Source organism: Aliamphritea hakodatensis (genome assembly GCF_024347195.1).
Taxonomy (GTDB): Bacteria; Pseudomonadota; Gammaproteobacteria; order Pseudomonadales; family Balneatricaceae; genus Amphritea; species Amphritea hakodatensis.
Window position 1 is genome coordinate 2,109,740 of record NZ_AP025281.1, and the last position, 20,980, is coordinate 2,130,719.

The following is a 20,980-nucleotide window of genomic DNA, read 5'->3' on the forward strand; positions in this document are numbered from 1 at the left end:
ATAAAAATGGATAATTAATGATGAAAATAGCTCAGATATCCTTATATCAGTTTGACGTTCCATTTGCTGGTATTTCCTACAAACTGTCCAGCGGTCGCAGTTTTGAATCGCTGGACAGTACGTTACTTAAAATTGAAACGGCCTGCGGTATAATCGGTTGGGGAGAAATTTGCCCTTGGGGCCGTAATTATTTACCTGAATTTGCAGAAGGTGCCAGAGCAGCGTTATCGGTATTAGCTCCACAGCTTATAGGAACAGATCCCTGTAATTTGAGTGCCTTGAATAAAAAGCTGGATATCCTGTTACAAGGTCATCCTTATGCAAAGGCTGCAATCGATATGGCTTGTTGGGATATACTTGGAAAGTATAGCGGGCAAAGTGTTTTTACCTTACTTGGTGGACGTTGCAGCGACAGTATTCCTTTACTTGGCTCCCTATATAATGGTTCGGTTGATGATATGCTTTCCCGCATTGAACAAGGAAGAGTACAAGGAATCAGTAGTTTTTCATTAAAAGCCAGCGGCATTGCCTACCAGGATCTAGAGACTTTTCAAGCCATCGCTAATCAGCGACTTCCGGAAGAGACTATGATCGTCGATGCCAACGCAGGATGGAGCGTGGCCGCTGCCTTACAGGTATTAACCCGCTTGGATAGTCAGGGACTTATTTTCGAGCAGCCCTGTGCTACTTTGAGTGAATGCTTACGTGTTCGTAATAAAGTTAATTCGCCTTTTATTCTCGATGAGTCGGTTATTAGTAGTGATGATTTAGTCAGAATACTCAACACTAATGCTGCCGATGCCTTGCACTTCAAAATTTCTCGCGTTGGTGGTTTAACAAAAGCACGTATTTTCCGTGACTTCTGCTCCGTAGCGGGCCTCTCCAGTTTTTGGGAGGCGTCTGGTGGTACCGCAATTGCCAATGCTGCTGCAGCCCATATGGCAATATCCTCTCCGGGTGGTGTTCCCCATAAATTCTGGAACTGCCAGGAGTTTAACGCTCACTCCTTATGTGAAGGTGGTCCGCGTTTTGAAAACGGACGAATGTTTGTGGATGATGCGCCTGGTTTGGGCGTAGAGCCGAGTCGGGATATGCTCCAAAATCAGTTGGCAAACTATCACTGATTTGTATCTATAGCAGTTTCCCGGTTGTTATATAAAACTGAAGTTGGGTCTAATAATAATTCGACCGTTTTAACTTAAAATACATACTTCTTATCACTTCTTTACATAAAGCAATTTATAATGGGAGTTTTTCAGGTGTGACTGAGGTTTTATCCGTATCAGCTTTTATACAGAACAACTATGCACTTAAATGAATATATAAATAAGATTCGGTTTTAAATATAAAGAGTTTATAAAAATAATCAGCAAAGTTATTTTCCCATTCCTAGCAATAGATTTTGACGGCTGAATAAACCGGCTGTAGTAAGCCTCAGCCGGTCTCAGAAGTGTTCTGCTAGGTTTCTTAACCGCCGCATCCGCCACAGCAGGGAGAGCCTGACTGTAGTGGAACGAACTTGCCACGCTGCACCAGAAATTCGATCGCCTGCGCTGCACTCATATCATGGATTGAGCAGGAATTAAAAACGGTATCTTCACTGAAGTGGCTGATAACCGCTTCCTGCAGTTCTGCGACAGAATATGCCTTATCAGACGCATGTATCATTTCTAAAATTTCATGCACATGTGCTTTGAACATAACAACTCCGGTTTAATGTGTTGGGAGGGGCATTTGAGCATGTAACCTGTGTTTAAACATTGAGAATGATCAAGTCAGCAGTGACTGCGGATTCGCTTCGTTTTCAGTTCATGATTAGTGTTAGAATGCCCGCCGAAAGATGGTGGCTGTATACGTGCTTTACCCGGTTGGGTATCCCGGCAGATACGTGCCGGACAGATGCACAGTAATTCCTGCAACTGCATCCCTTCGTATGTAAGAGCAAGCAGGGCAGCGTCCACCGAAGTATATGTTTTTAGGAGATTTCAGATGGTGTTGTTCTTTCCGATTCAGCAAGAGCTGGATTGCATCAGCAGTAGCGGTCGCATTCTTGGGAAGATTAAATTTGATGGCTCTTTATCCGAGTTCAAGTTCTGCCCGGACGACGAGTCTGTAGAGCTGACCGGTGTTGAAGAAGCGAGCATTGTGGAACGGCTGACGGGCCTTGCCTCCGGTAAATATTCACTGGCGATGGAAGATGACGACTGATTCAGGTGGAATATTTTGTGCCTGCCGCTCTGCGGCTGGGCATTTTATGTAAATGTTTTTGATGGGGCTTACTGTAGGTGAGCCCGCAGTTTTTTCTGCTGTCCTGAAATGTAACTGAGAACAGAAAAAAGCTTCGATGGTACGGTAAGCCTAATATTCTCTGAGTGTTTAATCAGTCTCTTCAGAACCTGTTTACCCGATATGGCTCACAGTTTATTTTTGTATCACTCCCTATCATTAATCCTACCACCAGTTCTGCACTGATTGCGGCCTGTGTCAGTCCCAGGTGTTGATTGCCAAAAGCAAACAGTAACTGAGGATGATGAGGGTGCTTATCTATGACAGGCAGAGAGTCAGGCAGGGTAGGGCGGTGTCCCATCCATTCACTGACTGGCAGTGTAGAATCATTGAGCCGTGACATCAGTTTGCGGCTGTGATGCCTGAGAGAAGCAAAACGACGCTTAACCGGCTTTAGGTCTAGCCCGCCCAGTTCTGTCATACCGACTACCCGCAATCCTGAATCCAAAGGGCTCATCACAAAACGGCGCTCTACTGAACCGATAGGTTGATTCAGTCTGATATTTCCGGCATCAATGGTGAGATGGTAGCCGCGTTCGGCTTCCAGTGGTACATCGAGACCAACACCTTTTAATAATTGTTTGCTCCAGGCACCGGTACAAATGATGGCGTGATCGAATTGATGCATATCTTCCGGAGTCTGAACGGATACCCTTTTCTTTTGTGGACGGACGGCCTGAACTTCCTGACGAATAAAACTGCCATCCCGCGCCATAAAGGCTGAAAACAGCATTTTGCATAGCTGATAAGGTTCCCTAACGCGATAAGCTTCAGGGAAGTACAGGGCATGGCTGAGATTGTTCGCCATCTCCGGCTCCAGTTGCGCGAGCCGCTCACCCTGTACCAATTCGGTTTTAATACCGAACTGTGCCATGTAGATTGCATGCTGTTTGGCATCATCAAGTTTTGAGGGTGTTTCCCATACCAGCAGATAGCCTGATTTAACAAGCAGTTCACGTGCATCGATATCTGACAGGCAGCGTTTCCAGGCGGGAATTGATTCAGTATTAAGCTGTTCAAGGCCATCACGGTTTTTTGCCGCATTTGCTGGTCTGGCCGCGCAGATAAAACGAACCAGCCAGGGCAGAATCTTGTGTAAATGGCCCATTGGCAGTGACAATGGGCCGTGTGGGTTGAGCCACATAGGCAAGGCCGAGCGAAGGGTTTTAAGGTTGGACAGAGGGTCCATCAGCTCGGTTGCAAGATAACCTGCATTGCCAAATGAAGCACCAAGACCAGGTTCACTGCGGTCTAGCAGTGTTACACGGTAACCTTTCCTTTGTGCTTCAAGTGCAGTACACAGTCCAATTATCCCGGCCCCAACAATGCCAACAGTCAGTGGCGGAGCATCAGTTGTGATGTTGGAGTCGGGCAGTGGCATCAGGCGGTTCCTTCGGCTTTTGATTTCAGTTCAGTGTTTGGTGTGCCTGGCGCGGCGTTGGTTTCTGAGGCTTCCGCACGTTTAGAGAACCATCCGGTCTGAGCATAGATGATTCCAATGACCGGCGACAGCCAGCAGGCAAAGGCTAACGGTATGTAAAGCAGTGCACTATAGTCACCGGAGACAACGGTTAAGCCCAGAGTACCCATGACAAAAGCACCGCCTGCGTTCCATGGAATTAAGGGAGATACCAGTGTGCCACCTTCTTCAATTGCCCGGGACAGGTTCAGGCGGCTGTATCCCAGTTTATTATATTCAGGGCCGTACATACGCCCGGGAAGGGCAATGGACAGATAGACATCGCCGGATACCGCATTGGTAGAAATTGATGTCAGAATTGCACTGGTCTGTAGGCCTCTGAAGCCCTTCGTCATGCGCATAATTGCACTAACGACCGCTTCCAGGCAGCGGGTGCGCTCTAACGCACCACCAAATGCCAGCGCAAACATCATCAGCGTGATTACCCATGTCATTGAAGACACGCCGCCACGGTTTAAGAGGCTATCCAGCGAAGCGGTACCGGTGTTGATTTTGAAGCCACTGTGGGCAAAAGTCAGTACTTCGTTCAGGTTATAACCGTAGTTAATGACGGCTACCGCAGCCCCCAGAACAAAGCCGACAAACAGTGCAGGAATCGGTGAAACTTTAAAAAATGCCAGTGCCATAACGGTAATCAGCGGGATCAGCGGCAAAAAGCCAAGATCAAAATGTGTTTTGAGGCCATCTTTGAACAGCGCGATCTGTTCTAACTGAGCAGCATCAGTAGTTGTCTGGCCGCCAACAAACAGATAAATAATGAAGGCAATCAGCATGGCTGGAATGGTGGTTGGCATCATATTACGGATATGATTAAACACATTCGTTTCGGTAACTGCGGCCGCCAGATTGGTAGTATCGGATAATGGTGATACTTTATCTCCAAAGAATGCGCCTGATACGACTGCGCCGGCTGTCCAGTAAACCGGAATACCAAATGCAGCACCGATGCCTATCAGTGCAAGTCCAATGGTACCGACTGTGGTCCAGCTCGTACCGATGGAAAGTGAAACAACGGAGCACAGCAGCATAGAGGCGGCCAGGAACCAGGCCGGATCAATCAGCTCCAGCCCGTAGTAGATCAGTAACGGCACAGTACCGCTGGAGATCCAGGTACTGACCAGCATGCCCACAACGATCAGTGTGGCGATCGATGGCATCGCGACATGAAGCACATGGAAAGCGCCGGTTTCTATATCCTTCCAGCGATAGCCCTGGGACCAGCCTACCAAAGAGGTAATAGCAAAGCCGATCGCCAGCGCGATGTGCGGGGTAAAGTCGTCGTAATAGAATATTTGGATCGCCAGTAGCCCGATTGTCAGCACGATTGGAATCAGTGCGACTCCAAGGCTGGGAACAGCTATTTTGGGGGAAGTGCTTTCATTCATTCGGAAGCTCCTCAGGCAGTCACGCCTGGATTTTTTTTATTGTGAAAAAATGGGGGACATCAGAGGTAGCCCCCCCAAAGACTGCTTAGGGCAAGCAGTCAGTCTCAAACTGAGCGTTGATAAGCCAGTATTGACGCGGCAAGGTCTTCTCTGGAGTCACCGACAGCTTTGAACAGGGTGATGGCATTGGCGGAATCGGGCAGGGCTGAACGTCCGGCGTGCTGGCCGCTACAAAGCTCGGTAAACTCGGCAATAATTTTATCTTCTGTGATAGCCCCTTCACTGATAGGAATGATCAGATCACCGGTTTCAGCCAGTGCGCCGGCGCGCACATCAACAAATACAGCGCTGATCTGCATTGCTGTGTTATCCGTTTCGCGCATGGTTGGGGTGAAGCTGCCCACCAGATCCAGGTGTGCTCCTGGTTTTAACCATTCCCCTTTAATCAGAGGGTTGGTGGCCATGGTTGCACAACTGATAATGTCAGCCTGTAGTGCTGCTGTTTCCAACTGATCATATTCGCAGGCTTCTGCATCTATGTTTTGTGCATTCAGATCCGCCACAAGAATCCGGGAAGCGTCTTCATTACGGTCCCATACTTTGACTGAGCTGATCGGACGAACGCTCATGTGAGCAGGGATAAGGTTCCGGCCCATGCGCCCGGCACCGACCATCAGCAGTTCGCTGGAATCTTCACGGGATAAATACCGGGATGCCATGGCTGAAGCGGCAGCTGTTCTCAGAGACGTCAGCTCATTGGCATCCAGCTGCGCCAGCGGTTGTCCTGTTTTGCCACACGAGAGGATATAGTTACTGTTCAGGCCCGGTTTGCCGCGTAAGCTGTTGCCAGGAAAGACGTTCACCAATTTTACGCCCAGATATTCACCTTCCAGCCAGGCAGGCATTAACAACAGCGTTGCAGCCGGGTCATCAGGTACATTGATGCTATGATGATGACGCACCGGAGCGCAGACATTTTTAGTAAATATGTCGTTAAGGGCTTCAATTAACAGTGGCCAGGGCAGTGCCTGGCGTACCTGGTTAGCATTCAGTTGCATCACATCTTCTCTTATTGTTAGGCTTTCACACATGGTAGCCAGAAGACGTTCAGCATATTTGACCGAGACTATGAAATTATTGTTTCAGGCTCTGCAGATCACCTCAAATGCACGGAAGTTCAGAGAATTTTTTAGATGACAGACAGTCATGCAAGGCGCAACCTGATTGCCCGGCAAAAAGGGCAGCACTGCCATGATTTCTCACAGATACTGATTGGCTGGAAAGGTCAGATGGCGTGTGAATTCACAAAAGGTGCCGGTCAGATAACAAACGGAACAGTCGCGGTTGTTCCCAGCAGTGCTGAGCACTTTTTTACAGGTTTGAGCGATGACAGTGAACTACTCGTTATTGATCTGGCCCCCGTTGATCCTTTCATTCAGGCGCTAGAACAAGCCTGTAATCTTTCGTTTAAAGATACCCTCTTTCGCCAGCCTGAATTTTTGTCACTGAATCCTGAGTTACTGCCAATGCTGGATTTTGCGGCGAACCAACTGGCCCACGGTGAGGCACATGTTAGTCGGCAGGTTAACTGTCAGCTGATTTCGCTGTTTATGACGCAGCTGTGTCAGGAGTATTCTTCAACCACACAAACGCCAAAGGACAGCCGTTTAAATACTACAGAGTTAAATCGTTTTATTGATCGGCGGTTAGCGAATCCGCCTTCTAATGCGGAGCTGGCTAAAAGTCAGTATCTCAGTGAAAGCCACTTCTATTACCTGTGCCAACAGACGTTTGGTGTTACTCCCCAGCAGTACGTGATGTCAAGGCGGATGCACCGGGCGCATTTTCTGTTACAGAATACGAAGTACCCATTAGCGGTGCTGGCTGCAGAGCTTGGTTTTTCAGATTCTTCAAGTTTCTCCCGGGCATTTAAGAAGTTTTTTCAGATTACGCCAGGCAAAGCCCGACGCTGATCCGCTGCTTCAGGCTGTAATGTTAGTTATAAAATATGAGTCGCATTTTAAGTTTATTTCGGGATGTATTTCCGGTGCTGGCAGAAGAGGTTTAATGGCAGAAAGTGGATGAGACTATTGGACGATCACATCGGTAAGGGTGTGAAAGAACAGGATTTGCACTCCTGACTTTTTCCGCAGAAAACTGCCGGGCTCCGGGTTGAGAATAAACTGGGAATGCTGTTTCAGGGCGTTTATCATTGTTGGCTTTATACCCGTTTTGCAGGAATGTGATCATGGACCTGATGGCTTTTTTAATCTTTATTCCGGCATGTTTTGCATTGAATATGTCTCCGGGGCCAAACAACCTTCTTTCAATGAGCAATGCCAAGCGTTACGGGCTGAAGGTTGCCGTGGCAGCAGGTTTGGGCAGGCTGACGGCGTTTGCCGGCATGATTATGCTGGCGGCATCGGGTCTGGCGGTGATTCTGTATACATCAGAAAAGATATTCTTTGTCGTCAAAGTGGCGGGTGCCTGCTATCTGTTCTGGCTGGCGTATAAGCTCTGGACCGCAGATACTTCTGCCGAAGATGAGCAGATCTCTGCAGACAGTAAGGGGATTTTTAGCCTTGCCCGGCAAGAGTTTTTACTGGCCGCCGGTAACCCTAAAGCCATTCTGATTTTCACCGCTTTTTTACCGCAGTTCATTAACCCTGCGCAGCAGATAGGCTTGCAGTTCTTTATTCTGGGCGGGGCGTTTCTGATCCTGGAGTGGATCGCAATTGCGGCTTACGGCTGCTTTGGTGTTTATCTGCGAAAATGGTTTGCTGCACCGGGGAAAAGAAAGCTGTTTAACCGCGGCTGTTCTGCAATGCTGGCCAGTGCAGGTGTGGGCTTGCTGGTGGCCCGCAGAGGCTGATTCAGTTCAGGCAGCTAACTCTTATTTTCTAGTTCGGGGCTAATGTGTCCTTTTTCAGGGATTGTTATTCCGGTCGCAAACCAAATCTGAAAATGGGGGAAGGACTTACCTATTGCGGTTATATGGTCTTCGTTAAAGCGTTGTACGCCGTTCAGGAGATTCTTGATCACGCTTCGTGGGAGTCCTGTCTTCTCTGAAAACTCTTTATGAATGCTTTTGGTTTCACAGACGTGATTTACCAAAGCTATCAATCTCTCTCGCATCATAAATATAAATTAGTTAAATAATAACTATCCGCTGTTGATGGTTAAATAATAACTGGTTAATATTTAACCGGGTTGCTTGTCTCTCAACACAACTCTATAGGCAACTGCATGGATGCACAAATGCCGGAACGATTTATTCAGCTTAAACAAGGTACTTACAGGGAGGTTAGTCCGTGATGGAACCGTTAACACCGTCGCAACAATCCGCTGCTCCGCTCACTCAAAAGCAGTTAATGGCGCTGTCTGCCTTTATCGGCGGGCTGGCAATGCTCAGCTTCAGCCTGAACCGGCGCGGGGCGCACACGGTCTTGCACAGCACCGGGAATACCGTGCGTTTACAGATATTAAAACCGCTGGAAGAAGGCAGGCCCTCGCTCGATCTGGCAGGTGATCCGGCGCTGCAGGAGGGCATACGCCTGAGGAACGGCGATACCTGTAAGAGTGCCGTGTATTTCGAAGGGGAACTTCACAGGAGTGCGCCGTATGCACAGGCGCAGGCAATGCTGCATGGCTGGAACGAGTACTTGCTCAGTGTCGAAAACAATCTTGACGCTTATCGCTGCAGGTAGGCAGGAATGAATGAGCAGATCAGGCTGTCAGATACTCTGTTCCTGTTTCAGTGATTTCGCCAGCTTATGATCAAAGCGATCAATGAATTTCTGTGCGCGCTTAATGGGGTTATGAAGGTACTGATCAGGCCCCAGCATTTTATGGGCATTTAAGGCGGCCGTATTCAGCAGGGGGAAGTCGACTTTGCTGATGGTTGCCTGCCACTCAGGAATGCGTTGGTGCCAGCCTTTTGTGTGATGGGTGATAAGCTGATCCAAAAAACTATATCCGTGGTAATCAAATGCCCGGGTCCCGTTGGTGACAAATACGTGATTGCCGGCGAGGCCTTCACCGGGAATGATTTTGACGGCATAGAAGCCGCTGTCCGGGAAGCGTTGCAGGTAGACGCCCGCCAGTATGTGGCAGGCGCCATGGCCAAAAAAGACCCGGTCCATCTGATTCCACCGGCGCACAGGGTCTTTCTTAATACCCGGTTTGGGAAAATACATTTGCTAACATCCTTATCTGGTTGGCTTACCCGGCAAGGGGAGGGCCGGGTAGAGCGTTAATTTTCTCAGTGTTAACAATTACAGGTTAAAAAGAAAGGCCTCATGCTAATAACGGCGTTAGCCGGATGCAGGTCTTAAACGTCTTTTGTATTCAGACAGTTACCCTGATGGTGCCTGTTATACCGGAATACCGGCAGGCTCTTTGCTTTGTAATGCTTCGTGCATCTGCTGAGTGGCGGCCTGTAGGGCTGTGGCTTGTTTTTCTGGCCCTTTCGCCAGCCCTTCAGCATAGATGAAGTGGATGTCGGTTATGCCAATAAAGCTGAGCATAAGCTTGAGGTACTGTGTTTGCACATCCGCAGGGGTACCGGCATATTCGCCGCCTCTGGCCATCATAATGTAGGCTTTTTTGTTCTGCAGCAGGCCTTCAACCCCGGTGGCCGTGTAGCGGAAGGTGACCCGCGCTCTGGCTACGTGATCGATCCAGGCTTTTAACGTTGAAGGAATGCCCAGGTTGTACATAGGCACGCCCAGCACAAGCACGTCAGCTTCCTGAAGCTCCCCGACCAGTGTGTCGGATAAACTCAGCGCATCTTTCTGCTTTGGCGATACCGCCGCTTCCGGATCGTGGAAGGTGGCAAATGTTTCGGCATTCAGGTGCGGCACCGGGCTGGCATTCAGATCTCTGACGGTGACTTCGGAGCCGGGATTGTGGTGCAGGTATGCCTCGCTGAATTCACTGGCCAGTTGGGTTGAATGAGAGGCCGAGCCATGCATGCCGCTGTTGATCTGTAGAAGTTTTTTCATTGGTTCTCCCCGGTTTAAGTGTTGGCCGCTGAAGCCATTCGCCGTGCGCGAATAAGGTCGTAAGCCCAGTTAAAAATGATGGCGTAGAAAAAGAAGAAGGTGACCGCGCCGATGTCCATCAGGAGTACGGTCAGGAAGTCCAAATTCAGCATCCACATAATGATCGGAAAAGAGGTTACGATCATGCCGAGCTCAAAGCCTGCGCCGTGAGCCAGCCGCATGGCAAAGGTGCGTGCCAGGCGTTCATCACCGAAGCAGCAGTCAAACCCCCAGTTATAGATAAAGTTCCAGACCATGGCGATCAGCGACAGCATGACTGACAGGGCTGTCATGCTGCCGGCACCATTACCCGTCGCGAGCATGGCCAGCGGGACGAACATGGCCAGCGCGATGGCCTCAAATAAGATCATATGGATGATGCGTTCTTTCATTGTCATGGGGGGTCTCCCAGAAATACATTGGTTAACGGGTTCTTATGGTAATCACCTGAAGTGATATGATTAAATTAGTTACTATCACTTTTAATGATGGTTTGGGTGAAATGTATAATCTTGAACAACTGAGGATGTTTGCTGAAACGGTGGAGTCGGGCTCGTTCTCCGCCAGTGCCCGCAAGCTTGGTAAAGTGCAGTCGGCGGTTAGCCAGGGCATTGCTAATCTGGAAATAGATCTGGGTGTTGAGTTGTTCGACCGTACCACCCGAAAACCCCAATTGACTGCTGAAGGGGCCCGTTTGTTGGTGCATGCGCAGTCGGTGCTTTCACAGATTGATGACCTGAACACCACCGCTGCAGGCATTAACCGGGGGGAAGAGGTCCGGATACGGATCGCTCTGGAAGATGCTATTCTTGTTCCCCGGCTTTCACTGATATTGACGGCGTTTGGTGAACGTTTTCAGGCTACGACCATTGAAGTGTTATCGGCTCCCAGTCCTGATGTTGCGAATCTTGTGCTGAATGGCAGAGCGAATATCGGGCTGATGTTTTCAGAAATGGAAATTGAAAAGGGAGTTGATCAGTGTTTCATTGGCAATCTGCCTTTTTACGCGGTCTGTGAGCCGACGCACCCCTTAACCAGGCTGGCAAGCGTCGCTATGCGTGATCTTGTTCCACACCGGCAGTTGATGATGAAAGGCAAAGTCGGTCAGGGGCTTGATCAGTTTCCACCGCTGTCTACTGATATCTGGAGTGCAACCAGTTTTCATGTGATCCGGGAGATGGTGATACAGGGGGTGGGCTGGTCTTATTTACCGGGCCATCTTGTTGATCAGGAAATTGAAGCTGGCCGGTTGCACCGGATGAATCTCAGTTTCGATCATAAGCCATGGAGCCCGCCGGTTGAGTTAGTCATGCAAAAGAATCAGGTGATGGGCCCGGCGCTGTTGTGGCTGTCGGAGGCTTTGAAAGAGCTGTTTTCGTAACGGTGTCTGTTACTTAGATTTTCTTTATAAAGCTCTGTTTCAGGTGCGGGTGTTTTCTTCTGTTCTTTGGTGCCGGTACAGCATAATTAGCAGGATGAGAGTGTAAAAAGAAGGGGCGTATTAACGCCCCTTGTTTATACCTGTTCGCTGGGGTGGCCCCACATAACGGGTTCTGCATAAGAGGCTGTGCGCTCAGGATGTCAGTTCACGGACTCATCAGCATTTAGGCGAGATTGGGTAGTTATTGGAGCCAACAGTGTACAAAGCTGAGTGTTATTCGGTATTTGTCACAGGCCTGTATGGTTCTTCCCGTAATACATGGCAAATGAGTAGCTTGAAAAACAGCATGGGTAAAAACCATTCCAGATGTGCAGGTATCTCCCATACATAGAGCGCGAGCACCAGTGAAATGGCGTACAGCAGGCCGGCGAGGGGGCGCTGCAGGTAGAGTGGGGCAGACAGCGTGAGGCTGCATGCCAGCATCAAATAAGCATAAACCAGTGCTATCCATACAAGATCAAAGCCCAGGAAGAAATAACTGGCCAGTGCTATCTGCAGAATGTGGATGGCGATAAAGCTCATGACTTCCCTGAATCCTTCGCCTTCGCGGAAAAACCAGCGTTTCGCTGCAGACGTTGAGTTGGTAATGATGCCTCCAACCATGTCACCCATCAGGATTGAGCCAACGATGTACTGACCAGGTGTCCAGCCAAAATCCAGCTGCCAGGCGGTAATAATCAGTATCAGGATCGACAGTATGGGTGGGTATAGCTGAATGTTCTTTTCGGCACTGGTTGCTCCAGGACCGATAAACGTATCAATTTTACCTTTCCAGCCTGCCCGTATTTCTGGCAGCTCCCAATCTATTTTCATTTTTTCACCCATATAATTTATCAGCATGTTCTTTTTCGACCAATTGGACTATATAAATCATTCTAGATTTTGCTAAACAGATGTGTCAATCTTTTTCGACCAACTGGACCAATTAAAACGAAGGTGAGAATTGTGCCAAAAATTGTTGATCATGATGCGTACAGGGAAGAGCTGATCAGCCGCGCTGCTGAATATTTTTCAGAGCACGGATATACCGCTGCCAGCATGCGGAAAATGGGTGTGTATCTGGGGATCTCGAAAAGTGCGCTTTATCACTACTTTCCAAGTAAGGAAGAGTTGTTTCTTGCCTGTACCGGCTTTGTGATGTCCCGGGCAGAAGAGGATTTTGTCATTCCCGGTGATCTGCCGGCAGATGTGAAAATTGAGAAGCTGCTGAATATTATGCGAGCGAACTTTGGTTCTGAAATTACCATCATGGTTGAGTACATGCGGGGGAGAAGCAAAGACGAAATTGCTAACGATAAAGCGATGCAGGTTGCAATGAATGTCTATGAACGCAGTGTGGCAGCCATTGTTGGTGAAGAGAAAGCCCGTGAGACATTATCTAAATTACTGGGTACCTTACTACTGGAGTATATGTCCGGGCAGATTTAGGCTAAGCCTGAACACGTTTTTTAGCGGCTGCAGGATGAAGCCAGAAACAACGGACTACGGCCTGTATCCATTACCTGCACAGACTCAATACAACTGGATTTATCCGGGCAGTTTAAAAAAACGGGGCGGTGGCGCCCCTGAAGAGAATTGTGTCCGGCAACGGTTTTTACAGCTCATTCGCCAGGGTTTTGTATCCTTCCACAAGGGCATGGTTGGCGGATACCACTGATTCGGAAAATGATGAGTACTCCGGCGGGACTTTATCGATTGTACTCAGGTCGAAGTCCGGACCGATCGCAGTGACAGGGGGGACGTGGAATGCATCAGGCAGATCCAGACCGTCAATGACGCAGTTATGCCGGATGACGCAGCCATCACCGATACGGGTGCGGAACACAACGCTGTTAAAGCCGATAAATACATCGTCACCCACACTGCACGGGCCATGCACGATGGAACGGTGGGCAATGGATGTGCGGGCACCAATGGTGACGGCTGCGCCGCCTTTGGAGTGGATCACCACGCCATCCTGAATGTTTGATCCCTGCTGAATGAGGATTGGCTGCATATTGCCGTCTTCATCGACCTCATCTGCCCGAAGGACCGCATAGGGGCCGACAAATACATTCTCCTGAATAATGACCCGGCCACAGATGATGGCGGTTGGGTCGATGAAGGCTTTTTCTGATACGTCCGGGTAATAGCCCGCGGGGCATTTTCTGAGCATGTTCTCTCCTGATGATAAGTGGATTGCGTCCGGTTGCCAGCCGGCACCGCTTGCGCCGCCGGGGCTGAATGATGGCCGGTGTATTTCCCGCCACAGGTCTGCGGCTGCGGCGGGAAGGGCTTACCTGTTTATTTATAGCTTGCGGTTAACATTTTTGCCGGGGACTTTCGTTCGGGGGGGGCGCGTTGTGCTTAAGGTATGCTGTTGCTTCCTCAGGCGTCAGGCCGGTCATGCTTTCGCCGTTGAGGAGCCGCAGGCTGATGCGGTTGGTCTCACTTTCCTGTGCGCCGATAACCACCATGAACGGTACTTTACTGAGGGTATGCTGACGGATCTTATGGCCGATTTTCTCCCGGCCAGCGTCAAAGGCTGTTCGCAGGCCTGCCTGCCGGAAGGTTTGATAAATCTGTTCAGCATATTTGTTCGATTTATCGGATATCGGTAGTACGGCGACCTGTACCGGTGCCAGCCAGGCGGGCAGTTTACCGGCGTAGTGTTCAATCAGAATGCCGGTAAAACGTTCCAGTGATCCGAACAGTGCCCGGTGCAGCATCACCGGTGTTTGCTGTTCACCCTGTTCGTCAATATATGAAAGTCCGAACCGCTTTGGCAGGTTCATATCTACCTGAAGGGTGCCGCATTGCCAGTCGCGGCCAATGGAGTCGCGGAGGGTGAATTCCAGTTTTGGCCCATAGAAGGCGCCTTCGCCTTCATTCAGCTGATAGGGCAGTGACAGGCTGAGCAGCGAGGTAACCAGCGCAGATTCGAGAGTATCCCAGGTGGCATCGTCGCCGATCCGGTTATCCGGCCGGGTGGATAGTTTGATGTGCACATCGTTAAAGCCGAAATCCCGGTAAATGGCCAGCACCAGTTCAATGACTCTGATGCATTCCTCCTGTACCTGACTCAGCGTGCAGTAAATATGCGCATCGTCCTGGGTAAAATGCCGCACCCGGAGCAGGCCATGCAGGGCACCGGACGGTTCATAACGGTGAACCTTGCCGAATTCAGCCATGCGGATCGGCAGGTCACGGTAGCTTTTCAGGCCGTGGTCATACATCAGTACACTGCCGGGGCAGCTCATGGGTTTGAGTGCCATGGTGCGGCCGTCCGGGGTTGTATTGGTATACATGTGATCCCGGTAGTTTTGCCAGTGGCCGGATTGTTCCCACAGGTTACGGTCCATCAGGTCTGGCGTGTTTACTTCTTCATAGCCTTCGTTGTGTTGTTGGTGGCGCATGTAGCCGAGCAGTTGCTGAAACAGTGTCCAGCCTTTGGGGTGCCAGAAAACGGCACCGGGGGCGGCATCGGAAAAGTGAAACAGGTCGAGGGCTTTACCCAGTCGGCGATGATCACGTTTTTCGGCTTCTTCCATCATGGTCAGATAAGCCCGCAGGGCTTTTTTATCTTCCCAGGCGGTGCCGTAAATTCTTTGCAGCTGTTCGTTATCAGAGTTACCCCGCCAGTAGGCACCGGAGAGTTTGGTCAGCTTAAAGTGTTTGAGAAACCGGGTATTCGGAACATGAGGCCCGCGGCACATGTCGATGTATTCCTGATGATGATAGAGGGCCATTGCCGGTACATCCGGCATATCTTCAATCAGCTGAACCTTGTAGCTTTCCTCCCGGGCGCTGAAGACCCTGATGGCTTCTTCTCTGGGGACCACTGTTTTCTTAACCGGGTAGTTGGTGGCGATCAGCGTGTGCATCCGTTGTTCAATGGCGTCCAGATCGGCTGGTGTGAAAGGGCGTTCTGCGCTGATGTCATAGTAAAAGCCGTGTTCGATGACCGGGCCGATCACCATTTTGGCGGCCGGGTAGAGCTGCTTAACCGCCTGGCCTAACAGGTGCGCACATGAATGCCGGATAATGGCCTGACCTTCCGGATCTTTTGGGGTGATTATACGTACCTGGGCGTCCCGGGTTATCAGGTCGCAGGTATCGCAAAGCTGGCCGTCTGCTTCACCTGCCAGGGTGTTTTTAGCAAGGCCGGGGCCGATGCTTTCAGCGATCTGCATGACGGTTACCGGTCCGGGAAACTGGCGTACCGATTGATCAGGGAGGGTTACAGAGACAGGGGTGTTAAGGTTTGTCATAGTTGGGTTTTAGTCTTTTTATGAAGCGTGTGATGACGGGATGATGCTTTGTTTGGCAATTATCCGGCCGCTAAAGGGAAAAGCCTGTCGGAGTCAGGGGCTATTGGCCTCTTCAGGGGTTACTTTTCAATGGTTCGAAGCGGCCTGTGCAGGTTTGCAGCGTCTGAAAATCGCAGTGGCATTGCCGCGTTGTTCAGGGGAAGTACCTGATTGCCGTCAAACACTTGCTGACCATTCACCCAGGTACCGCAAATCCGGGATGAGAAGGTGGTGCCGTCAAAGGGTGTCCACTGGCAGTGATACAGCGAATTGCGGTGGGAAACCGGTGTGCTCTGCTGCGGGTCGACCAGCACCAGATCCGCATAATAGCCTTCACGGATAAAGCCCCGTTCTGCCACGCGGTAGCGTATTGCCGGATTATGGGCGACTTTTTTAACCACCTGTTCAATGGATAAGCGGTTTTGCTGCACGTGTTCCAGCAGACTGAGCAGTGCGTGCTGAACCAGTGGCATCCCCGCCGGTGCCGCAGGGTAGGGCTGGTGTTTTTCTGCCCGGGTATGCGGGGCGTGATCGGTAGCAATGATGTCGATCTGGGCGCTGTGCAGTGCGTGAATCAGTGCAGTGCGGTCCTGTGAGGTTTTGATCGCCGGATTACATTTAATCAGGTTGCCCAGCGGCTCATAATCCTGATCACTGAACCACAGATGGTGTACGCAGGCTTCAGCGGTAATATGTTTTGTATCAACCGGCCCGGGGGAAAACAGGCCCAGTTCTTTTTCGGTGGTGATATGCAGCACGTGCAGCTGGCTGTTGTACTTTCTGGCCAGTTCCACGGCATAGGAAGAGGATGCATAGCAGGCTGCAGTATCACGGATGACCGGATGATCCTGAATGGTCGCTTCATAACCCGGAGGGTAGTTTTTTACGTTATCCGCAATCACGGGGCCGCTTTCACAGTGGGTGGCGATTAATACCGGGCTTTCCCGGAAGATGGCTTCCAGCGCAACCGGGTTTTCAACCAGAAGGTTTCCTGTTGATGCGCCCATAAACACTTTTACGCCGCACGAAGTTGTCGGGTCCAGCGCTTTGATTTCGTCCAGATTGTGTTCCGTCGCACCCAGATAGAACGCATAGTTTGCATATGAGTGTTGCCGGGCAATCAGGTTTTTTTCCCGGATGGCACTGTGGGTGGTGGTGGCGGGGTTGACGTTGGGCATCTCCATATAGCTGGTTATCCCACCGGCGACAGCGGCCCGTGATTCGCTGGCAATGGTTCCTTTGTGGGTCAGCCCGGGCTCACGAAAATGAACCTGATCATCGATCATACCCGGTAAGAGCCAGCAGCCCTGTGCATCGGTTACGGTTTCATCCGGGCGGGCGGGAATGTCTTTGTCGATCCGGTCGATCCGCTGTCCGTTGATCCGAACATCGGCCTCATATATTTTTCCTTCGTTAACGATGCGGGCATTTTTAATCAGTGTTGTCATGTTCTGAGGTGTCTGACCTTATGAGTTTAGCGTTGGAAAGATCATAGCATGATAATTATGTTATAATATAACATTTAATTGATTGTGCTTTTATAAAGCAACCACCAGTGCCTCCGTAGGCCGGATCAGAGCAGGTTGCAGTCGTAGCTCAGGAGTGTTTCTGATTCTTTGCTGATGGTGATGTTATTTGTCAGTAACGGTCTGTTGATTTTGCTCTGTTCCGCGGGTTTTACTGATCAATGCCTTCCTTGAAAGAACTGTTAAAAAAAATCCGTTAAATCTTAGGCTTATGGCGGGAACAGTTCTGTTTTCGTCGCAGATAATAGCGTTTATTTTCCGTGCTACTACTTTATAATGAGAGTGAGAATGATGTTCATTCTCTTTGTTGGCAGATCTGTGTGTCAGTTGCTTTGTGCCCCGTTTCTGAAGCACTTCTGTTGTATTTGATTTTCAGGATGTATACCTGAGCAGACTGCCTTTGCAGCATGTTTCACTGCTGAAGGGCGTTATTGGAGAAACACTATTGTCTGAGTTAGCACCTACGGGAATGGATGCACATAAACCTGCAGAAATTACCCGACGCATTCGCCTTACCGGCATTGCTAAGGCCGAAATGGCACTTGTTCCGTTAATCACTCTGTCGGTTCTGGCGGGGATTTTTATCGGTTTCGGGGCACTGTTTTATACCAAAACCACCTCAGGTCTGGATGTTTTATACCCGCCGATTTTACTGTTAGGCGGGTTGGCGTTTTCGCTGGGGCTTATCCTGGTTGTGGTTTCCGGTGCGGAGTTATTTACCGGTAACACGATGATTGTAATGGCGGTGGTGGACGGCAAAGTCAGCCTCGCTAAATTGCTGCGCAACTGGTCGATTGTGCTGTTGGGTAATCTGATTGGCAGCATGATTATTCTGGCACTGGTGTACTGGGCCGGGTTATTTAAAGGCGATGTAGCCGAGCGGGCTATGCAGGTCGCAGTCGCCAAAACCTCACTCACCTGGGTGGAAGCATTTTGCCGTGGCGTACTGTGTAACGCACTGGTATGTCTGGCGGTGTGGATGACAGTATCAGCACGGACTACTTCAGGCATGATCATGGCAATTGTCTGGCCAATAACCGGCTTTGTGGCCATGGGTATGGAGCATTCCGTAGCCAATATGTACATGATTCCGGCAGGCATTCTGTCCGGTGCAGATATCAGTTTTGGTGCTGTGCTGAATAATATTTTCCCGGTGTTACTGGGGAATATTGTTGGGGGTGCCGGGGGTGTCGCACTGTTCTACCGGATTGCGTACGGTAATACTGCGGGCTGATTTTACCGGCTGGAGAGGCAGAATGGTTTGGTTGCTGGCTGAAGGTGAGAGGTATCTCAGCCAGCAATGTTCTGATGTTGCGTCGTCAGCCGGTTACTGATCTTCTCGCGGGGGGACAAATACGATGATGGAGACCACGATCAGAATCACTGCACCAGCGATGTAGCCGAGGCGTTCGAGGCTCAGGCCTGGCATACCGTGTGCCTGATAAAATAAAAACAGTGCCAGACAGACGGCGACTACTGCTCCTAAAATTTTCATATATTTTCCAGTTAGTTGTGATTATTGTCTTAACAGCATGTTACTGAATTCACCGCCGCTGGCAACATACTTTGCATGGCGACAGTTATGTTTTTGCTGGCCGTGGTATCGGCGGTTATTACCCTTGGGCCGTATCACCGCAAGGGGCTCTTGCTCATTTTGAGATCAGCGATGTCAGCCTGCTGGTCTGTTTTCCGCATCCTGTTCCCCGTTGCTGGCGCCGGCACCGCAGCTCTGGTTACGGCCCCGTGACTTGGCCCGGTACAGTGCCTGATCGGCCTGATCAAACAGTGTTTCAGGGGATATCTGCTTTAAGTGCTGACTGACAGCATAGCCAATGCTGATGGTGAGAATTCTTTCAGGCACTGCCGAGGCCTGATGCGCGATCTCCAGCTTACAGATCTGTTCCCTTAAACGTTCAGCCGTCTGGCTGACGTATGTGCCGTTGGGGGCCGAAAGAATGATGGCAAATTCTTCACCGCCATAGCGGGCGATGAGATCCCCGGGGCGGCGCAGCACATCTGCATCCTGCAGGGCCTGAGCGACATGGCGCAGGCATTCGTCACCCTGCAGATGGCCGTAATGGTCGTTGTATTCTTTAAAGTGATCAATGTCGATCAGCAGAATCGCCAGTGGTTTGTTATCCCGGCTGCACTGCAGCCACTCACTTTGCAGGTGAGCATCAAAGTTACGGCGGTTTGCCAGTTGAGTCAGGCTGTCGGTGGTGGCCTGTACTTCCAGTTCACGGTTGGCGGTTTCCAGCTGTTTGCGGGTGGTATTCAGTTCAGCAGTACGCTGTTCCACCAATTGTTCCAGTATGTCTTTGGATTGCTGTAAGTACCGTTTTTTCGCTTGCTGGCTGCGAATGATATAGGCCAGCAGCAATACTGCCATGAGCATAATCAGGCTCAGCACCCCGAGTACCGTCTGGCGGGTCTGGTAATAAGGTGTCAGAGCTTCATCGACGTCTATTTCGGTGGTAACCCCAAAGCCAAGGTCGTGATCCCACAGCCAGGCGCCGAATACCGGCACCCCGCGGTAATCCCGATAGCCATCCACATTGATGCCGGATATGCCCCGGGTCGCCTCAGCGGCCATCAGGGTCAGGGGCTGTTGCCGGGGTGGGTGATCCGGCAGGTAACCTTCCAGCAGATTGCCGCCGGGGTCGGTAATCCGGATATTCAGAATGCTGTTGCTGTCCGGGCTGATCAGGTTCTTTTTGCGCAGCTGATGTTCGAAGCGGCTTTCGGTGATCATCATGCCCCGTTCATCAAAGGCATAGGTTTCGCCTGTATCGCCCAGACGGGCCAGGCCAGATACATGGTTAAACAGGGTATTCAGATTGATCCGCAGGGCCAGCACGGCAATGATTTCATCATCCTGCCGGATCGGGGAAACCACGAATATGGTCAGAGAGCGCTGCTTGTCACTGGCGGCTCTGCCGGACAGGGGAACATCAGAGAACAGGGTCGGTATAAACAGGGTTTCACCCTTAAAGGCGCGGTTCAGGTAAGCGGGCCTTTGCATGTGAATCAGATTCAGGCTGTTCAGGTTGTTGTCCCGCATAGAACCGATATTCAGGCGGGCAGGTGAGATAATAAAAAATCCCAGATCACTTTCTTTGCGCAGTTTAGGTGTCAGGTATTCGCGCATACGGGTCAGCGCCAGTGATTGTTCTGCAGTGTTACCGTTGAGCAGCTTTGCGGTCATATCGACGACCGCCGGGGTTGTTGCCAGCTCTTTAACGTCTCTCTTACGGTACTGAATCCAGACCTGATAAGTGGTAACTGTGGTTTGCAGAACCGTTTTAAGGGACGTACGGATCTGTTGCTTTGTGGCCTGTTCGATATTATTGATTGCGTAACTGGTGATACCGGTTACGACTGCCAGAAACAGCAGTGTCAGCAGGGAGGTAAACAGAGGATATTGCGCGATTCTGGGCATTCTGGCAGATTCCGGAAAGACTGACGTTCCTGCCAGTCAGAAGTATGCCACACCTTGGCTATATCAACGGCCGTAGTATACCGTGTTGCGGC

21 protein-coding genes are annotated in these 20,980 nt (G+C 50.3%); 8 read left to right on the forward strand and 13 right to left on the reverse strand.

Annotated features, from left to right (window positions below; genetic code table 11):
* Positions 1-17 precede the first annotated feature (17 nt).
* On the forward strand, positions 18-1,124 hold the full coding sequence (locus PCI15_RS09655) for a mandelate racemase/muconate lactonizing enzyme family protein (RefSeq protein ID WP_271274118.1): 1,107 nt from the start codon (positions 18-20) through the stop codon (positions 1,122-1,124).
* 343 nt (positions 1,125-1,467) lie between these two features.
* Here the strand turns inward: PCI15_RS09655 and PCI15_RS09660 are convergent, their stop codons facing one another.
* Complete coding sequence (locus PCI15_RS09660; RefSeq protein WP_271274119.1) at positions 1,468-1,701, reverse strand: YecH family metal-binding protein; 234 nt, start codon at positions 1,699-1,701, stop codon at positions 1,468-1,470.
* Positions 1,702-1,989: 288 nt separating this feature from the next.
* On the opposite strand from PCI15_RS09660, the gene PCI15_RS09665 reads away from it, so the two are divergent.
* The gene (locus tag PCI15_RS09665) at positions 1,990-2,208 is read left to right on the forward strand and encodes a hypothetical protein (RefSeq protein ID WP_271274120.1); all 219 of its coding nucleotides are present in this window, start codon (positions 1,990-1,992) and stop codon (positions 2,206-2,208) included.
* 181 nt (positions 2,209-2,389) lie between these two features.
* Here the strand turns inward: PCI15_RS09665 and PCI15_RS09670 are convergent, their stop codons facing one another.
* From PCI15_RS09670 to lhpI, 3 genes are all read right to left on the reverse strand, one after another.
* The gene (locus PCI15_RS09670) at positions 2,390-3,667 is read right to left on the reverse strand and encodes an NAD(P)/FAD-dependent oxidoreductase (protein WP_271274121.1); all 1,278 of its coding nucleotides are present in this window, start codon (positions 3,665-3,667) and stop codon (positions 2,390-2,392) included.
* Positions 3,667-5,151, reverse strand: a complete 1,485-nt coding sequence (gene nhaC / locus PCI15_RS09675) for a Na+/H+ antiporter NhaC (protein ID WP_271274122.1) — start codon at positions 5,149-5,151, stop codon at positions 3,667-3,669. Before nhaC ends, PCI15_RS09670 begins: the two co-directional genes overlap by 1 nt.
* Positions 5,152-5,255: 104 nt before the next feature.
* Entirely contained in the window at positions 5,256-6,209 is a 954-nt protein-coding gene (lhpI, locus tag PCI15_RS09680; protein WP_271274123.1) for a bifunctional Delta(1)-pyrroline-2-carboxylate/Delta(1)-piperideine-2-carboxylate reductase, read from the reverse strand.
* A 135-nt stretch (positions 6,210-6,344) separates the two neighbouring features.
* Between lhpI and PCI15_RS09685 the strand changes: the two genes are divergently transcribed.
* The 3 genes from PCI15_RS09685 to PCI15_RS09695 all read left to right on the forward strand — a co-directional run bounded on the left by PCI15_RS09685 (position 6,345) and on the right by PCI15_RS09695 (position 8,858).
* Positions 6,345-7,124 (forward strand): AraC family transcriptional regulator, encoded by a 780-nt coding sequence (locus PCI15_RS09685; protein WP_271274124.1) that lies wholly within the window; start codon positions 6,345-6,347, stop codon positions 7,122-7,124.
* A gap of 275 nt (positions 7,125-7,399) precedes the next feature.
* A complete protein-coding gene (locus tag PCI15_RS09690; RefSeq protein WP_271274125.1) occupies positions 7,400-8,023 on the forward strand; it encodes a LysE family translocator in 624 nt (207 codons plus the stop codon).
* A gap of 442 nt (positions 8,024-8,465) precedes the next feature.
* Positions 8,466-8,858 carry a hypothetical protein gene (locus tag PCI15_RS09695; protein ID WP_271274126.1) on the forward strand — a complete coding sequence of 131 codons (393 nt, stop codon included), beginning with the start codon at positions 8,466-8,468 and terminating at the stop codon, positions 8,856-8,858.
* A gap of 27 nt (positions 8,859-8,885) precedes the next feature.
* Here PCI15_RS09695 and PCI15_RS09700 read toward each other — a convergent pair whose 3' ends face one another.
* The 3 genes from PCI15_RS09700 to PCI15_RS09710 all read right to left on the reverse strand — a co-directional run bounded on the left by PCI15_RS09700 (position 8,886) and on the right by PCI15_RS09710 (position 10,591).
* Positions 8,886-9,347, reverse strand: a complete 462-nt coding sequence (locus tag PCI15_RS09700) for a hypothetical protein (protein ID WP_271274127.1) — start codon at positions 9,345-9,347, stop codon at positions 8,886-8,888.
* A gap of 177 nt (positions 9,348-9,524) precedes the next feature.
* Positions 9,525-10,154 (reverse strand): FMN-dependent NADH-azoreductase, encoded by a 630-nt coding sequence (locus tag PCI15_RS09705; protein ID WP_271274128.1) that lies wholly within the window; start codon positions 10,152-10,154, stop codon positions 9,525-9,527.
* Positions 10,155-10,168: 14 nt separating this feature from the next.
* Complete coding sequence (locus tag PCI15_RS09710; protein ID WP_271274129.1) at positions 10,169-10,591, reverse strand: PACE efflux transporter; 423 nt, start codon at positions 10,589-10,591, stop codon at positions 10,169-10,171.
* A gap of 59 nt (positions 10,592-10,650) precedes the next feature.
* Here PCI15_RS09710 and PCI15_RS09715 point away from each other — a divergent pair, with 59 nt between their 5' ends.
* Positions 10,651-11,574: a LysR family transcriptional regulator gene (locus PCI15_RS09715; RefSeq protein WP_271274130.1), complete on the forward strand. Its 924-nt coding sequence runs from the start codon at positions 10,651-10,653 to the stop codon at positions 11,572-11,574.
* Between the two features lie 273 nt (positions 11,575-11,847).
* Here PCI15_RS09715 and PCI15_RS09720 read toward each other — a convergent pair whose 3' ends face one another.
* Complete coding sequence (locus tag PCI15_RS09720; protein WP_271274131.1) at positions 11,848-12,447, reverse strand: hypothetical protein; 600 nt, start codon at positions 12,445-12,447, stop codon at positions 11,848-11,850.
* A 132-nt stretch (positions 12,448-12,579) separates the two neighbouring features.
* Here PCI15_RS09720 and PCI15_RS09725 point away from each other — a divergent pair, with 132 nt between their 5' ends.
* Positions 12,580-13,062 carry a TetR/AcrR family transcriptional regulator gene (locus tag PCI15_RS09725; protein ID WP_271274132.1) on the forward strand — a complete coding sequence of 161 codons (483 nt, stop codon included), beginning with the start codon at positions 12,580-12,582 and terminating at the stop codon, positions 13,060-13,062.
* Between the two features lie 166 nt (positions 13,063-13,228).
* On the opposite strand, the gene PCI15_RS09730 is transcribed toward PCI15_RS09725, so the two are convergent.
* From PCI15_RS09730 to PCI15_RS09740, 3 genes are all read right to left on the reverse strand, one after another.
* Complete coding sequence (locus PCI15_RS09730) at positions 13,229-13,789, reverse strand: DapH/DapD/GlmU-related protein (protein WP_271274133.1); 561 nt, start codon at positions 13,787-13,789, stop codon at positions 13,229-13,231.
* 145 nt (positions 13,790-13,934) lie between these two features.
* Complete coding sequence (thrS, locus tag PCI15_RS09735) at positions 13,935-15,884, reverse strand: threonine--tRNA ligase (protein ID WP_271274134.1); 1,950 nt, start codon at positions 15,882-15,884, stop codon at positions 13,935-13,937.
* A gap of 119 nt (positions 15,885-16,003) precedes the next feature.
* On the reverse strand, positions 16,004-17,371 hold the full coding sequence (locus PCI15_RS09740; protein ID WP_271274135.1) for a dihydroorotase: 1,368 nt from the start codon (positions 17,369-17,371) through the stop codon (positions 16,004-16,006).
* 523 nt (positions 17,372-17,894) lie between these two features.
* Between PCI15_RS09740 and PCI15_RS09745 the strand changes: the two genes are divergently transcribed.
* Complete coding sequence (locus PCI15_RS09745; protein WP_271274136.1) at positions 17,895-18,683, forward strand: formate/nitrite transporter family protein; 789 nt, start codon at positions 17,895-17,897, stop codon at positions 18,681-18,683.
* Between the two features lie 93 nt (positions 18,684-18,776).
* Here PCI15_RS09745 and PCI15_RS09750 read toward each other — a convergent pair whose 3' ends face one another.
* The gene (locus PCI15_RS09750) at positions 18,777-18,944 is read right to left on the reverse strand and encodes a hypothetical protein (RefSeq protein ID WP_271274137.1); all 168 of its coding nucleotides are present in this window, start codon (positions 18,942-18,944) and stop codon (positions 18,777-18,779) included.
* A 174-nt stretch (positions 18,945-19,118) separates the two neighbouring features.
* Complete coding sequence (locus tag PCI15_RS09755) at positions 19,119-20,888, reverse strand: sensor domain-containing diguanylate cyclase (protein WP_271274138.1); 1,770 nt, start codon at positions 20,886-20,888, stop codon at positions 19,119-19,121.
* Positions 20,889-20,980: the final 92 nt, after the last annotated feature.